Source organism: Erythrobacter donghaensis (assembly GCF_002155425.1).
Taxonomy (GTDB): domain Bacteria; phylum Pseudomonadota; class Alphaproteobacteria; order Sphingomonadales; family Sphingomonadaceae; genus Erythrobacter; species Erythrobacter donghaensis.
In genome coordinates this window covers 33,442-46,481 of the sequence record NZ_MUYG01000011.1, presented here as the reverse complement: position 1 = coordinate 46,481, position 13,040 = coordinate 33,442, and the positions used below count along the sequence as shown (strand labels likewise).

Below are 13,040 nucleotides of genomic sequence, written 5' to 3'. Positions count from 1 at the left end.
CTCTCGCGTGATCGCAAGGGCCGATGGATCCCCGCCTGCGCGGGGAAGACGAAAGGGGCTTGGGGTCGGAAGATTTCTCTCCTAACCAACCCTCATGACCTCTCCCGAAAAAATCTGGACCGCCGGACTTGTCGTCATCGGCGATGAAATCCTCTCCGGCCGCACCCACGACAAGAACATTGCGCAGGTCGCCAGCTGGCTTCAGGTGCAGGGCATCCGCCTCGCCGAAGTGCGGGTGGTGCCGGACGTGGAGGCGCGGATCGTGGCGGCGGTGAACGATCTGCGCGCCGCCAACGATTACCTCTTCACCACCGGCGGGATCGGGCCGACACACGACGACATCACGGTCGATGCGGTCGCTGCGGCGCTGGGCGTGCCGGTGGTGATCCATCCCGAGGCGCGGGCGCTGCTCGAAAGGTATTACGAAACCCGCGGCGGGCTGAACGAGGGGCGGCTGCGGATGGCGCGGGTGCCTGAAGGCTCCGACCTCATCCCCAACCGCATGTCGGGCGCTCCCGGCATAAGGCGCGGCAATATCTTCCTGATGGCGGGCGTGCCGCACATCACTGCGGGAATGCTCGATGCACTCACCGGCGAGCTCGAAGGCGGGTTGCCGCTGCTCAGCGAAACGCTCGGCTGCTGGGTCGCCGAAAGCGAGGTCGCCGATCTGCTACGCCAGACCGAAGCCGCGCACGAAGGTTGCCAGATCGGCTCCTACCCCTTCTTCCGCGAAGGCCGTGTGGGCGCGAATTTCGTGATCCGCTCGGTCAGCGCTGAGAGCCTGAAAGCCTGCGCCGAAAGCCTCGCCGACGATCTTGCCGCGCAAAGCCATCCGGTCACACCGGGCGGGATCTGACCTCTGAGAGACAACATAACACGACCTTAACCCTCGGACGCTACAGCGGTCGGCGTCATGACCCGCGTGTTCATTACCATCGACACCGAGTATTCCTCGGGGCTGTATACGGGGCCAAGCGCGGCGGACCGGGCGGACAATTTCGCGCGCTCGATCGCCTGCAACACGCCGCAGGGCCCGGCCGGCGTGACGCACAAGCTCGAAGTTCTGGCGCAATACGGGCAGAAGGCGGTGTTCTTCGTCGATCCCATGCCCGCGCTGATCTGGGGCGTGGCGGCGATCGAGGACATCGTCGGGCCGATCATCGCTGCCGGGCAAGACGTGCAACTCCACTGCCATACCGAGTGGCTGGGCCTCGCGGGCGCGTCCGTACCGCTGCGCCTAAGCACCACCGGTCACGACCTCGCCGACTTCCCGTTCGAGGATCAATGCGCGATCCTCGACTATGCCCGCACCACGCTGATCGCCGCCGGAGCGCCTGCGCCGGTCGCCTTCCGGGCGGGCAATTACGGCGCCGACGACAACACCCTCCGCGCGCTCGCCAGCACCGGCATCACCTACGACACCAGCCACTGCCCCGCGCTGGTCGGGGCCAGCGCCTGCCGCATCGGCCTGACCGCAGAGGACCGCGACCCGATCGGCCACATGGGCGTAATCGAAGTGCCGGTCGGCACTATCGGCACCATCGGCGGAGGACTGCGCCACGCCCAGATCACCGCGCTAACGCTGGCCGAGATGCTGAGCGCGATCCGCCATGCGCGCGACGGGGGGCGGTGCAACTTTACGCTGGTCAGCCATTCCTTCGAACTCATCAATCGCCGCAAGCTGGCGGTGAACCCGATCGTGCGTCGCCGTTTTGGCGGGCTGATCCGCGCGCTTGCGACGATGCGGGGGGTGACCACCGGCACCTATGCCGACACCCCGCCCGCCCCGCGCCTGACCGGCACCGGTCAGGAACCGCTGCCCGCCAGCCCGGTGCGCACCGGGATGCGCATTGCCGAGCAGCTGTTGTCCAACACGCTCTACGGCTCGCTTTAGCCTGCGATGGCGAGCGCCGCGATCGACTTCACCCTGGGCTCGCGCCGCCTGCTGAGCGTGCCGCGCGCGCTGGAGACCTGGGCTTTCACACTGGAGAACGTGCTGGCGGGCACCATGCCCCCGGCCCCGCCGCTGGGCCCTGACGGGCTGCGCGTGCTCTCGGCCCCCACCGCGCAGCTCGGCGCCGTCACCGCGCGCTATCCCGGCTTGCTTGCGGGCGGGCGGCAGGACTACCGGCGCCACTATATCGACATGGGCGGCAGCTTTGCCGACTACCTCGCAGGGTTTTCGGGCAAGACCCGCTCGACCCTGAGGCGCAAGGCCAAGCGGCTGGCGGAGGTGCCGGGCGGCTACAGCGTCACCGCGCACCGCACCCCAGCCGAGATCGAGGCCTTCCTCGCCGCCGCCCTGCCCTTGTCGGCCCGCACCTATCAGGCGCGGCTGCTGGATGCCGGACTGCCCGACACCCCAGCCGCGCGCCGCGCGATGCTGGAGGGCGCCGAGGCCGGGCGGATGCGCGCCTTCTTGCTGCACGCGGACGGCCAGCCGGTCGCCTATCTGTCGCTCCCGGTGGTGGGAGAGACCCTGGTCTACGCCCATCTCGGCTACGATCCCGACTGGGCGCGGCTGTCGGTCGGCACGGTGCTCCAGATGGAGGCGCTCGAGCAGTTGTTCGCCGAAACGCGCTTCCGGTGGTTCGATTTCACCGAGGGTGAGGGCGCGCACAAGGCGATGTTCGGCACGCACTGGGCGGAGTGCACCAGCCTGATCCTGCTCGAACCCACCCTCGCCAACCGCACGGTGCTGGGCGCGCGCAGGGCTTTCGATGCTGGGGTGAGCGGCGCGAAGTCGCTCGCCGCGCGGTCAGGCGCCCTCGGCCGGATCCGTGCCCTGCTGCGCGCGTGACTGGAGCGCGGCGCGGCGGCGCAGCTCGTCCCGCGTCCGCGCCTGCTGCGCCAGCGCCACCCGGGCAGAGGGCGTGCCGCTTAGCGAGCCGTAGCGCAGCGCCAGATAGAGCCAGAGCACCGCAACCACAGCCAGCAGGGTGCCCGCCGCCACACCGAGCAGCATGTCGTAACTTGCCAGCAGCGTGCAGGCTGCCACCGCAACCCCGCCTACAAGCCACGTGGGAGAGAGCCATCCGGCAAGACGTTCGGAAGGAACAGGCATGAGCGACCTCTTTCATGAACCGCGAGCAAAGGAGAGGAGGAACGCCGCGGGTGCCCCTATCAGATGGGACAACGCATGGGGAAGACAAGGGGTCCGAATGACTTATGGCGAGACAGCAAAAGGGGCCGGAAGCGCGACGCTTCCGACCCCCTCGTTACGCTTGAGCAGCGCTCTAGGAAACCAACCTCGATCCCGCAGGGATCGCAAGGCCGACCGGCCGTCGCGCCTGCTGGCGCGGTAGCCAAGGGGCCGTATGGCCCCGCCGGCGCTTGAGGCCCTACAGATTACGCCCCTTCGACCTCGCTGAGGTCAACCTTGAGGCCCGGGCCCATCGACGAGGTCACGGTGACCTTGCGGACATACTTGCCCTTGGCGCCCGAGGGCTTGGACTTCACAACCGCTTCGGTCAGCGCCTTGAAGTTCGCCTTCAGCGCGTCGTCCGAGAAGCTGAGCTTGCCGATGCCGGAGTGGATGATGCCCTGCTTTTCCACGCGGAATTCGACCTGACCGGCCTTGGCGTCCTTCACCGCCTGCGCGACGTTGGGGGTCACGGTGCCGAGCTTGGGGTTCGGCATCAGGCCCTTGGGGCCGAGCACCTTACCGAGACGGCCGACGATGCCCATCATGTCCGGCGAGGCGATCACGCGGTCATAGTCGAGGTTGCCGTTCTGCATGTCTTCCAGCAGGTCTTCCGCACCGACCTTGTCGGCCCCGGCAGCCAGCGCCTTTTCGGCATTGTCGCCGCGCGCGAACACCGCGACGCGCACGTCCTTGCCGGTGCCCGAGGGCAGCGACACCATGCCGCGCACCATCTGATCGGCGTGACGCGGATCGACGCCGAGGTTCATGGCGACTTCGACGGTTTCGTCGAACTTGCTCTTGTGCTCGCGCAGGACGCTCAGCGCCTCGTCAACGGTGTAGAGCTTTTCGCGATCGAGGTTCGAGAGAACCTTCGCCTTCTTGGTGATCTTGGTCATGTGCTTAGCCCTCCACCACTTCGAGGCCCATCGAACGGGCGCTGCCTGCGATGATCTTCATCGCCTGATCAATGTCGTTGGCGTTGAGGTCGGCCATCTTGGCTTCGGCGATCTCGCGGATCTGCGATTCCTTGATGGTTCCGGCCGACACCTTGCCCGGCTCCTTCGAGCCCGACTTGAGGTTCGCCGCCTTCTTGAGGAAGAAAGACGCGGGCGGGGTCTTGGTGATGAAGGTGAACGAGCGATCGCCGTAGACCGTGATCACGGTCGGGATCGGCATGCCCTTTTCCATTTCCTGCGTGGCGGCGTTGAACGCCTTGCAGAATTCCATGATGTTCACGCCGCGCTGACCCAACGCCGGGCCGATCGGCGGCGAGGGCGTGGCAGAGCCCGCGGGCACCTGCAGCTTGATATAGCCTTCGATTTTCTTGGCCATGAGGCCTTACTCCTGTCGCACTGTTGCCCGGCTGTTTCCATCCGGGCTCATGTTAAGCGGTCCAGCGCCGTCAGGATGTGCAATCCTTCAGGCTCCCGCACGGAATCATCCGGCACGTGGCCAGACGAAGGCGCGCGCATAGCGTTTCTGGCGCGCAATGCAAGCCTGCACTGCCCCGGCGCGCCTTCGGCCAGCGGAGGAGACAGGGGTCATGGCAGGCGAAGAATGGGTTTGCGATGCGCGTGTCGGACCGGTTGGGAAAATGTTCTCTCGCGCAATCGGTTCTTGCTATTCATGAATTCGCAAATAATTGTCTCCTATGGCCTTTGCTCGGGCCACAGAGTTGAACAGGGGGCATGCATGTTTCGGGTTGCGATCCAGATCAAGGAACTGATTTCCAGCAACGTCACCAGCGCGGTCGAAGCCGCTTCGAACCCCGCGAAGATGCTCACCATGCTCCAGCGCGAGATCGAGGAATCGATCATCTCGCTCACTGGCGAGCGCACCCGTGTCACGCAGGCCAAGCGCCGGTTTGAAGCCTCGCTCACCCAGCAGGAGCTGAAGGAAGCCGACTGGGCCGACAAGGCCAAGACCGCGATGGAGCACGGGCGTGAGGATCTAGCGCGTCAGGCGCTGCTCGCCCGCGAGGAATGCCGTCAGGCGATCACGCAGCTCAAGGCCGACATCGCAGGCGCGGATGCCAATCTCGCTGAAATCGACGGCGCCGTGCGCGAGCTTGAAGCCAAGCGCGAAGAAACACGCATGCAAGCCAAGGCGCAGATGGCCGCCGATCATGTTGCCAGCGGCGGAAGCACCGTCGGCGGCGGCAGCAGCCGTGCCGAAGCCCACCTCAACCGCATTGCCACGCTTGAACAGCGCGCGCAGTTCGCCACCGAGGACGAAATCCCGGCCCGCACCAGCGCCAGCGTCGACCGCGAGATCGACGAAATGCGCCGCGCCAGCGCGATCGAAGCCGAACTCGCCGCGCTGAAGGCGACCTCTGCGCCTGCCAAGAAGGCGAGCGGCAAGAAGAGCTGATCCGGGCTCGAAGCCCTAGGCTTCACCCTCAAGGGGCCGCGGCACCCGCAGCCCTTTGGTGCGGCTGGTGAGGTGAAACGCCTTGCACAGCGCGCATTTGTAAGCGCGCAAGGTCACATCTGCGGCGAGGGCCACGGCCTCGGCCGCCTCGCGCGTGGCGAAGCGGCGTTTGCGCTGGCAGATGCCGGGGCGGGTCTTCACGCGATGAGATCAAAAGCGCTGGATCGGCCTCGCCAGAGGCCGCAAGGGCGACCGCCCGCCCGCAGCAGGGCCACAGCTCAGCGGAGGCCTTCTAGCGAGGACGTGCCCGCGGAGGCGGGCATGCACACGAAAGCACTTACTTCGACAGTTCGACGTGCTCGAAATCGAGCTCCACCGGGGTCGCGCGGCCGAAGATCGAGACGCTGACCTTGACCTTGGCCTTGTCGAAATCGAGCTCTTCCACGATCCCGTTGAAGCTCGCAAAGGGCCCGTCGAGCACCTTGACCGAATCCCCGATCTCGTAATCGACGCTGATGTCGCGCTTGGGGGTGGCCTGCGCCTCGGCGACGCCGCCGAAGTAGCGCGAGGCTTCCTTCTCGGAGATCGGCTGCGGCTTGTTGCCCGAGCCGAGGAAGCCAGTCACCTTGGGCGTGTTCTTGACCAGGTGGTAGACATCGTCGGTCATGTTCAGCTTGGCGAGCACGTAGCCGGGCATGAACTTGCGTTCGACCTGCACCTTCTTGCCGCGCTTCACTTCGGTCACGGTTTCGGTCGGGACCTGCACTTCCTCGACACCGTCGGAAAGGCCCAGCCGCTCAGCCTCGGCGATAATCGCGTCGCGCACCTTGTTCTCGAAACCAGAATAAGCGTGGATGATGTACCAGCGAGCCATGAAACGTCCTTGGAAAATGGGGATCTTGTGCGCGGCGATTCGCGCGCCTTACTGCAGCAGGTCGATCAGCGTGCGAACGGTCAGGCCGAAGACGTTGTCGATGCCGAGAAAGAACACCGCCAGGATCACCATGAAGATGAACACGAAGATCGCCGTGCGCACGGTCTCCTCGCGAGTCGGCCAGACGATCTTGTTCGTCTCCGCCTTGACCTGAGCGAAGAATTCGCCGGGCGAGGTCTTGCGCTTCTTTTCTTCTGCCCCGTCCTTGGGAGCGATCATCTTGTCGGCCATGGCAGCCCTTGTCCTTCGCGTAATGCCTGTGGTCTTCACCGGCCGGCTTTCAGGTAGGGCTCCGCGCCGCCCGGGACAAGGTCGCCGGAGGGGCTGGATAATCTACCGATGTCGGAAAAGACGTTGCGGCTCTTACGCCCAAGGGCGTGCGATTGCAAGAATGCTTGCGCGCCTCAGCGCATCCCCAGCCAGCGCGCCAGCACGCCGCCGCGCGGCTGCATCGGCTGGAGCGGCCCGTGGATCGCCATCCGGCGCGCGGGATCGCGGGTGGGACGCGGGCTGACCCAGTGATCGGGCCGCGAGGAACGGAAGGTATAGGCGCTCATCCTGATTCTCCTGTGCCGGATGCGATCAAACGTTTCGTCGACAGGAATACACGGTTCGCCTTACGCGAGGATGAACGGTGGCTTGTGGGAAAGGCCCACTGTTCCAGCGACGGCGGGAAGCGCGATCCGACGCCAAAAGCGTCGCAAGCGCGACCGCGCGCCCGCAGCGGCCCGAAATGAAGTGAAGCGAAATGGAGGAACTGCCGCGAGGACGAAGCGGCGGAGGCCGCCTCGCAAACAAAATGGCAGGGGTGACAGGATTCGAACCCGTGGCCCTCGGTTTTGGAGACCGATGCTCTACCAGCTGAGCTACACCCCTGCACTGGCGGAAGCGGCCCCTTATCCGAGCCACTCGCGTTAGGCAATCCTCTTTGCCTCAGGCCGCCCGGCCATGTATTGTGCACTGCAACCATGCACGCACCCCAACGCCCTCCGATCCCGGTTGAGACCTTGCTGCTTGCCTATCGCAGCGGGATTTTCCCGATGGCGGACAAGCGTGAGGACAGCGAGGTGTTCTGGGTCGAGCCGCGCGAGCGGGCGATCATTCCGCTCGATGGCCTGCATCTCTCGAAATCGCTGAAGAAGGTGATCCGCGCCGATCGCTTCACCGTGACGGTCGACCGCGCCTTTGAACAGGTGATCCGCGCCTGCGCCGAGCCGCGCGAGGATCATCCCGAAACCTGGATCTCGGAACGGATCGTGCAGTCCTATATCGGCCTCCACCGCGCCGGCCACGCCCACTCGGTCGAGTGCTGGGCAGCGGACGAGGATGGCGGGCCGCAGCTGGTGGGCGGGCTCTATGGCGTCAGCTTCGACCGGGTGTTCTGCGGGGAGAGCATGTTCAGCCGGGTGCCCGATGCCAGCAAGGTTGCACTCGCATGGCTGGTGGCGATGATGGCGCGCGCGGGTTTTGCGCTGCTCGACTGCCAGTTCATGACCGAACATCTGCGCAGCATGGGCGCGACCGAGCTGGCGCAGGCCGAATACCGGCGAATGGTGGAACGCGCGCAGGGCCAGCCGCGCACCAGCCTCGGCACCGCGTGGCGGTGGTTTGGCGGCGCCTATGCCGCCGGGGCTGCCGGTGCAGGTGTCGCCGGGGAAGCCGGGCGCGCGGCGGGCTTGGCCGAGGCTTCGGGCTTGGGCGCGGCAGGGCCTTCCTCACCCGGGAAGCTCATCGTGCAGTCCTTGACCCAGACATCGTAGACCGGGTGCTCGACCACGTTGACGCTGGGCGATTCGCGGAACAGCCAGCCCGAGAACACGCGCGAATGCTGCGCGGCCCCGCGGTTGCGGATGTCGACCTGCACGAAGGCCCCGGTATCCTGCGGCATTTCCCACGGCGCGGTGCGCTCGCAGGCGGAGACGCGCACGATCACCGGGCCGATCTCGCGGCTTTCGCCGGGCTTCAGCTTGATCTCTTCGGAGACATTGTTGCGCTTGTTGAGCAGCCCGAGCACCGCGACCCGATCCTTCATCGGGGTGGCGCCGTAATCATTGGTTGGTGCGCCTGAGGCGTCAGCCGCCGGGGTCTCCGCAGCGGCGTTCCCATCCAGCGGCACCGTCACCGAATCCTCTTTCGGGGCGGCGAAGTAATCGCAGCCCGCCAGCATCAGCGCGCTCGCCAGCGTGGCGACAAGGAATATCCCGCGCAACGCCCCGCGCCTCAGCTGTCCGAGCCGCCGGGGGTCCAGGCTTCGTAATCGCCCACCGCACGGGCGCGCTGGCCGCCGCGCTCAAGCGCGCCTTGCGGACGATAGGCGGCCGTCGTGCCGGTCGCGTTGGGGGTGTAGTCGGTCTCCCAGATGCGCGGCGGGGGCAGGTGGCTTTCGGGCACCTCGTCATAGGTGCCGTGGAGCCAGCCGTGCCATTCGGCCGGCACGCGGCTGGCATCATTGGCACCATTGTACATCACCCAGCGCTTTTCACGCGCGGTGTAGGAGCCGGTGTTGGCCCCGGCAGCACGGGGACGCTCCCGGTAATACTTGTTGCCGGCCGCATCGGTGCCGACGTGTTCGCCCTTGGCACGGCTGGCCCACAGGTGCGTGCCGATGGTGGCACCATCCCACCAGGTGAAGATCTTTCCGAGGATTCCCATGAGCCGAGCGCCTAGCGGAATTGGCGGGGAGCGCCAAGGTGGAAGATGATCGCCGGAGAGCGAAATCGGGTCAAACCCGGTCGAGCGGCAGGAAGGGCGGATCGGGCAGGTCAACATCGATCGAATCGCCCGACCGCACGGCGCCGCCGGCTAGCACGATGGTCATGATGCCCGATTTGCGAACGAGCGTGCCGTCGGCGCGCTTTTCCAGCACTGCTGCAAGCAGCCCGCGCTGGAAGCTGTCGATCTGCGTGCAGGGGTTTCTGAGGCCGGTGACCTCCAGCCGGACCGTGTCCCCGATCCGCAAAACCGCGCCGCGCGGCAGGGCCAGGAGGTCGATACCGGCTGTGGTGATGTTCTCGCCCAGATCGCCCGGCCCGACGCGAAATCCCTGCACGCCGACTTCCTCGAACAGCTCGGCATGGATCAGATGCACCTGCCGCAGATTGGGCTGCGAGGGATCGACCCGCACCCGCGAGCGGTGCTTGACCGTCTCCCCGCTATGCGCGTCGCCCGCCACGCCGAGACCAGCAAGGATGGCGATTTCCGGCACGACCGCTTTGGAGAAGCGATGCCCTGCATCGCGGGCCACCGCGATCACACGCGCGCTCATGGCCGAGCGCTATTGCGGCAGCGTGTAGCTGACCTTGTCACCCGGCACGATCCCGAGCGCCGCCGCCCGGCCGGCGCGCAGTTCCAGCACGGCGCTGGCAAGGCCCTTGGAACTCACCGAATCGAGCGAATAGGGCGTGGTGTTCGCCGCGATATTGGCGATCCGGCCGTCCGGCCCGATGAAGATGATGTCGAGGCTGAGCGGCGTGTTCTTCATCCAGAAACTGCGCGGCTCGGGCGTGGCGGAGGGGAAGATCATCCCCTCGAAATCGCCGAGCTCGGTGCGGAACATCAGCCCGCGCGCCTGAGCCTCGGGCGTGTCGGCCAGTTCGACCTTGAACGGCAGGCGCTTGCCCCCGCTCTCGACCACCAGATCGATCACCCGCAGCCCAGAGACCGGGTGGCGCGCCGCCTCTGCCTCGCTCGCGGGCGGGACAGGCGTTTGCGCCGCCGCGGTTGCGCTTTCGCCGGGCGAGCAGGCCGCCAGCGTTCCCAGTCCCAGCAATCCCGCTGCCAGCCAGTGCCTTACCATCGCGCGTCGATCCCTTCTGCCTCTTCCGCCTCGGCAATCCATTGCTCCACATCCTCCGGCAGCGATGCGCTGAGGATGTAGCGGGCGTGTTCGTATTGGTGGCCTGCGCGCAGCATTGCTGCAACGGCTTTTTCGCGGGCCTTGCGTGTCGCGAGCGGATCGCCGCCCTCGCCCGGCGCGCCCCAAGGGCCGAGCCGCCGCTTTTTCGCGAGCAGCGCGGCAGCGCGGCGGCTGGCGGCCTCACCCGGCGCATGGGCTTGCCGCAGGCCTTCGTCGACACCGGCATGGCGCAAAGTCTCTTCCACCCGCCGCGCGCCATAGCCGCGTGCGCCCAGATCGCGCGCGCGCATCCGGGCATAGGCATCGTCATCGACATAGCCCAATTCCACCAGCCGGGCGACCAGCGCGGGGATGTCGATATCGATGGTGCGCCCGTCGGCGTCCTCGGCCAGCCCGCGCTCGCGGATCTTCCGGACGAGATAGCCCTCCAGCCGCGCGCCGGTGGTGGCGAAGCGGGCGGCATAATGCAGCGCCAGATCGCGCAATTGCGCCTCGCCCAGCGGGGGTTTCACCCGCTTTGCGCCCCGCCCCGAAACGCGGCGATCCTCCCCGGTATCGCGACCGGACGATGACGAATTCGCTTTACGTGAAACCATTTCGCCTTATTCGTGCCACTTTCCTTATCAAATGCGAAATATTGGACGCCGCCGGACTATGCCCGGCGACACGGGGTTATGCCAGAGCGCGAACGGGATATCGCCATGAAACGCGCCGCAACTTACGGGTATCGCTGAAAATTATGACCGACGCCGCATTGACGCCGACGCCGAATGATTGCGACCTGCCGCGCATCCGTGCGCAATTTGCAACCTTCAACGACGCGATCGACTACGCCGCGAAGAGCCAAAAGGGGCTCAACTTTCATGATATGCGTGGAGAACTTTCGCGGGTCTATCCCTACGCCGAAATGCGTGAGGATGCCCTTGTCATGGCGCGCCGCCTGATCGCGGCGGGGATCGGCAAGGAAGACCGCGTGGCTCTGATCGCCGAGACCGGGGCGGAATTTGCCGCACTGTTCTGCGCCTGCGTCTATGTCGGCGCCTGGCCGGTGCCGCTGCCGCTGCCGACCAGCTTCGGCGGCAAGGAAAGCTTCATCGACCAGCTGGCCGTGCAGCTGATGAGCAGCGATCCCAAGATCCTGCTCTACCCGGAAGAAATTGGCGAAATGGCTGCTGCGGCTGCCGCGCGGCAGGGCTGCGCGGCGGAAAGCTGGCAGGATTTCAGCCAGCGACCCGCCCCCGATTGCGAACTGCCGCAGGCCAATCCGGACGATATCTGCTACCTGCAATATTCCTCCGGCTCGACCCGCTTCCCGACCGGGGTGGCGGTGACCCACCGGGCGCTGCTGCACAATCTCTACGGCCATTCGACCACGATGGAGCTTGGCGAGAACGACCGCTGCGTCAGTTGGCTTCCGTGGTATCACGACATGGGGCTGGTCGGCTGCCTGCTTTCGCTGATCGCCAATCAGGTCTCCGGCGATTACCTCAAGCCCGATGCCTTCGCGAGACGTCCGCTGGCGTGGCTCGACATGATCAGCCGCAACAAGGGCAACACGCTCTCCTATTCCCCCACCTTCGGCTACGACATCTGCGCGCGCCGCATCTCCAGCCAGTCGAACGTCGCCGAACGCTTCGACCTGTCGCGCTGGCGCATCGCGGGCAATGGCGCGGACATGATCCGCCCGGACGTGATGCAGAGCTTCGTCAACGCCTTTGCCGAGGCGGGTTTCAAGGCTTCGAGCTTCACCCCGTCCTATGGCCTTGCCGAAGCGGTGCTGGCGGTGACGGTGATGCCGCCGGGCGAAGGCATCCGTGTCGAACTGGTCGAGGAAGAGCGCCTGTCGGGCGCGCCGCGCGATCTCTCGCGCCCGGCCCGCTACCGCGCGATCGTCAATTGCGGCAAGCCGCTGCCCGACATGGACGTCGCGATCCGCGGCGAGAATGGCGAGACCCGCGGCGATCACCAGATCGGCAAGGTGTGGTGCCGCGGCCCCAGCGTGATGCACTCCTATTTCCGCAATCCCGAAGCCACCGCCGACTGTCTTGCCGACAGTTGGCTCGACACCGGCGACATGGGCTACACCGCCAATGGCTATCTGTTCATCGTCGGCCGGGCGAAGGACATGATCATCATAAACGGCAAGAACCACTGGCCGCAGGATATCGAATGGGCGGTGGAGCAGCTGCCCGGCTTCAACCACGGCGACATCGCCGCCTTCGCGATCGAGATGGAAAACGGCGAGGAAGCCCCCGCCGTGCTGGTGCATTGCAAGGTCTCCGACCCGGAAGAGCGCGTGCGTCTGCGCGACCAGATCGCCGACAAGGTGCGTTCGGTCACCGGCATGAGCTGCATCGTCGAGCTCGTCCCCCCGCGCACCCTGCCGCGCACCAGCTCGGGCAAGCTCAGCCGTGCCAAGGCGAAGAAGCTCTATCTGGCAGGCGAGATCGTGCCGATTCCGCTGGCGGCATAGCGCCTCAGCGCAGCCTCGAACATTGCGTCCGCTTTTGAGCAATCAGAGGCGGTGACCGAATGGCTGGGATTGGGTGGTTTTCTGCCGCCTCTCCTCACCGTCGCCCCGTGCTTGACACGGGGCTTGGCTCCTTTGCTTCGCCACCTGAGAGGAAGAAAAGCCAAACCCCGTGTCAAGCACGGGGCGACGAGTAGTAGAGGGCCGCTAAGGGGTCGTTTCCCGAACGGCAGGCTTTTTGCGAAAGCTGCCTCAAAGCGGACCT

At 66.1% G+C, this 13,040-nt stretch carries 17 protein-coding genes, 1 tRNA gene and 1 pseudogene; 6 read left to right on the top strand and 13 right to left on the bottom strand.

The window, feature by feature from the left end:
• Nucleotides 1–94 precede the first annotated feature (94 nt).
• Genes BZF59_RS11905 through BZF59_RS11895 form a run of 3 tightly spaced genes read left to right on the top strand, consistent with a single transcriptional unit; the run spans nucleotide 95 to nucleotide 2,800 of the window.
• The gene (locus tag BZF59_RS11905; protein WP_086608495.1) at nucleotides 95–856 is read left to right on the top strand and encodes a competence/damage-inducible protein A; all 762 of its coding nucleotides are present in this window, start codon (nucleotides 95–97) and stop codon (nucleotides 854–856) included.
• A gap of 57 nt (nucleotides 857–913) precedes the next feature.
• Entirely contained in the window at nucleotides 914–1,894 is a 981-nt protein-coding gene (locus tag BZF59_RS11900) for a polysaccharide deacetylase family protein (protein WP_086608494.1), read from the top strand.
• A 6-nt stretch (nucleotides 1,895–1,900) separates the two neighbouring features.
• Nucleotides 1,901–2,800, top strand: coding sequence for a GNAT family N-acetyltransferase (locus BZF59_RS11895; protein WP_086608493.1), 900 nt, complete (start codon nucleotides 1,901–1,903; stop codon nucleotides 2,798–2,800).
• Here the strand turns inward: BZF59_RS11895 and BZF59_RS11890 are convergent.
• The 3 genes from BZF59_RS11890 to rplK form a co-directional block, all read right to left on the bottom strand.
• Entirely contained in the window at nucleotides 2,759–3,064 is a 306-nt protein-coding gene (locus BZF59_RS11890; RefSeq protein ID WP_143738158.1) for a hypothetical protein, read from the bottom strand. The genes BZF59_RS11895 and BZF59_RS11890 overlap by 42 nt on opposite strands.
• Before the next feature lie 284 nt (nucleotides 3,065–3,348).
• Nucleotides 3,349–4,041, bottom strand: a complete 693-nt coding sequence (gene rplA, locus BZF59_RS11885) for a 50S ribosomal protein L1 (protein ID WP_086608491.1) — start codon at nucleotides 4,039–4,041, stop codon at nucleotides 3,349–3,351.
• A 4-nt stretch (nucleotides 4,042–4,045) separates the two neighbouring features.
• On the bottom strand, nucleotides 4,046–4,477 hold the full coding sequence (rplK, locus tag BZF59_RS11880) for a 50S ribosomal protein L11 (protein ID WP_086608490.1): 432 nt from the start codon (nucleotides 4,475–4,477) through the stop codon (nucleotides 4,046–4,048).
• A gap of 360 nt (nucleotides 4,478–4,837) precedes the next feature.
• On the opposite strand from rplK, the gene BZF59_RS11875 reads away from it, so the two are divergent.
• Complete coding sequence (locus BZF59_RS11875; protein WP_158094309.1) at nucleotides 4,838–5,515, top strand: PspA/IM30 family protein; 678 nt, start codon at nucleotides 4,838–4,840, stop codon at nucleotides 5,513–5,515.
• Nucleotides 5,516–5,530: 15 nt separating this feature from the next.
• Here the strand turns inward: BZF59_RS11875 and BZF59_RS11870 are convergent, their stop codons facing one another.
• From BZF59_RS11870 to BZF59_RS11855, 5 genes are all read right to left on the bottom strand, one after another.
• Nucleotides 5,531–5,716, bottom strand: a complete 186-nt coding sequence (locus BZF59_RS11870; RefSeq protein WP_086608488.1) for a hypothetical protein — start codon at nucleotides 5,714–5,716, stop codon at nucleotides 5,531–5,533.
• Between the two features lie 136 nt (nucleotides 5,717–5,852).
• Nucleotides 5,853–6,389, bottom strand: a complete 537-nt coding sequence (gene nusG / locus BZF59_RS11865) for a transcription termination/antitermination protein NusG (protein ID WP_086608487.1) — start codon at nucleotides 6,387–6,389, stop codon at nucleotides 5,853–5,855.
• 48 nt (nucleotides 6,390–6,437) lie between these two features.
• Nucleotides 6,438–6,680 (bottom strand): preprotein translocase subunit SecE, encoded by a 243-nt coding sequence (gene secE / locus BZF59_RS11860; protein WP_086608486.1) that lies wholly within the window; start codon nucleotides 6,678–6,680, stop codon nucleotides 6,438–6,440.
• 173 nt (nucleotides 6,681–6,853) lie between these two features.
• Nucleotides 6,854–7,006, bottom strand: a complete 153-nt coding sequence (locus BZF59_RS16315) for a hypothetical protein (RefSeq protein ID WP_169712070.1) — start codon at nucleotides 7,004–7,006, stop codon at nucleotides 6,854–6,856.
• A 243-nt stretch (nucleotides 7,007–7,249) separates the two neighbouring features.
• Nucleotides 7,250–7,325: transfer RNA gene (locus BZF59_RS11855), tRNA-Trp, on the bottom strand.
• 92 nt (nucleotides 7,326–7,417) lie between these two features.
• Here BZF59_RS11855 and aat point away from each other — a divergent pair.
• Nucleotides 7,418–8,209 carry a leucyl/phenylalanyl-tRNA--protein transferase gene (gene aat, locus BZF59_RS11850; RefSeq protein ID WP_086608485.1) on the top strand — a complete coding sequence of 264 codons (792 nt, stop codon included), beginning with the start codon at nucleotides 7,418–7,420 and terminating at the stop codon, nucleotides 8,207–8,209.
• Between the two features lie 35 nt (nucleotides 8,210–8,244).
• Here aat and BZF59_RS16440 read toward each other — a convergent pair.
• From BZF59_RS16440 to BZF59_RS11825, 5 genes and pseudogenes are all read right to left on the bottom strand, one after another.
• A pseudogene (locus BZF59_RS16440) lies at nucleotides 8,245–8,481 on the bottom strand (DUF2155 domain-containing protein); the annotation flags it as partial.
• A 188-nt stretch (nucleotides 8,482–8,669) separates the two neighbouring features.
• Nucleotides 8,670–9,101, bottom strand: coding sequence for an NADH:ubiquinone oxidoreductase subunit NDUFA12 (locus BZF59_RS11840; RefSeq protein ID WP_086608484.1), 432 nt, complete (start codon nucleotides 9,099–9,101; stop codon nucleotides 8,670–8,672).
• Between the two features lie 70 nt (nucleotides 9,102–9,171).
• The gene (locus tag BZF59_RS11835; protein ID WP_086608483.1) at nucleotides 9,172–9,714 is read right to left on the bottom strand and encodes an MOSC domain-containing protein; all 543 of its coding nucleotides are present in this window, start codon (nucleotides 9,712–9,714) and stop codon (nucleotides 9,172–9,174) included.
• A gap of 9 nt (nucleotides 9,715–9,723) precedes the next feature.
• Complete coding sequence (locus BZF59_RS11830; protein ID WP_086608482.1) at nucleotides 9,724–10,245, bottom strand: DUF192 domain-containing protein; 522 nt, start codon at nucleotides 10,243–10,245, stop codon at nucleotides 9,724–9,726.
• Nucleotides 10,239–10,817, bottom strand: coding sequence for a regulatory protein RecX (locus BZF59_RS11825; protein ID WP_245806137.1), 579 nt, complete (start codon nucleotides 10,815–10,817; stop codon nucleotides 10,239–10,241). The genes BZF59_RS11830 and BZF59_RS11825 overlap by 7 nt, the downstream gene beginning before the upstream one ends.
• Nucleotides 10,818–11,044: 227 nt before the next feature.
• On the opposite strand from BZF59_RS11825, the gene BZF59_RS11820 reads away from it, so the two are divergent.
• Nucleotides 11,045–12,778, top strand: a complete 1,734-nt coding sequence (locus BZF59_RS11820) for a fatty acyl-AMP ligase (protein ID WP_086608480.1) — start codon at nucleotides 11,045–11,047, stop codon at nucleotides 12,776–12,778.
• The last annotated feature ends 262 nt before the right edge of the window (nucleotides 12,779–13,040 follow it).

Bases quoted from the DNA above. Each gene is read 5' to 3' on its own strand.
- BZF59_RS11905 (WP_086608495.1), top strand. From the start codon at position 95: ATGACCTCTCCCGAAAAAATCTGGACCGCCGGACTTGTCGTCATCGGC.
- BZF59_RS11900 (WP_086608494.1), top strand. From the start codon at position 914: ATGACCCGCGTGTTCATTACCATCGACACCGAGTATTCCTCGGGGCTG.
- BZF59_RS11895 (WP_086608493.1), top strand. From the start codon at position 1,901: ATGGCGAGCGCCGCGATCGACTTCACCCTGGGCTCGCGCCGCCTGCTG.
- BZF59_RS11890 (WP_143738158.1), bottom strand. From the start codon at position 3,064: ATGCCTGTTCCTTCCGAACGTCTTGCCGGATGGCTCTCTCCCACGTGG.
- rplA (WP_086608491.1), bottom strand. From the start codon at position 4,041: ATGACCAAGATCACCAAGAAGGCGAAGGTTCTCTCGAACCTCGATCGC.
- rplK (WP_086608490.1), bottom strand. From the start codon at position 4,477: ATGGCCAAGAAAATCGAAGGCTATATCAAGCTGCAGGTGCCCGCGGGC.
- BZF59_RS11875 (WP_158094309.1), top strand. From the start codon at position 4,838: ATGTTTCGGGTTGCGATCCAGATCAAGGAACTGATTTCCAGCAACGTC.
- nusG (WP_086608487.1), bottom strand. From the start codon at position 6,389: ATGGCTCGCTGGTACATCATCCACGCTTATTCTGGTTTCGAGAACAAG.
- secE (WP_086608486.1), bottom strand. From the start codon at position 6,680: ATGGCCGACAAGATGATCGCTCCCAAGGACGGGGCAGAAGAAAAGAAG.
- BZF59_RS16315 (WP_169712070.1), bottom strand. From the start codon at position 7,006: ATGAGCGCCTATACCTTCCGTTCCTCGCGGCCCGATCACTGGGTCAGC.
- aat (WP_086608485.1), top strand. From the start codon at position 7,418: ATGCACGCACCCCAACGCCCTCCGATCCCGGTTGAGACCTTGCTGCTT.
- BZF59_RS11840 (WP_086608484.1), bottom strand. From the start codon at position 9,101: ATGGGAATCCTCGGAAAGATCTTCACCTGGTGGGATGGTGCCACCATC.
- BZF59_RS11835 (WP_086608483.1), bottom strand. From the start codon at position 9,714: ATGAGCGCGCGTGTGATCGCGGTGGCCCGCGATGCAGGGCATCGCTTC.
- BZF59_RS11830 (WP_086608482.1), bottom strand. From the start codon at position 10,245: ATGGTAAGGCACTGGCTGGCAGCGGGATTGCTGGGACTGGGAACGCTG.
- BZF59_RS11820 (WP_086608480.1), top strand. From the start codon at position 11,045: ATGACCGACGCCGCATTGACGCCGACGCCGAATGATTGCGACCTGCCG.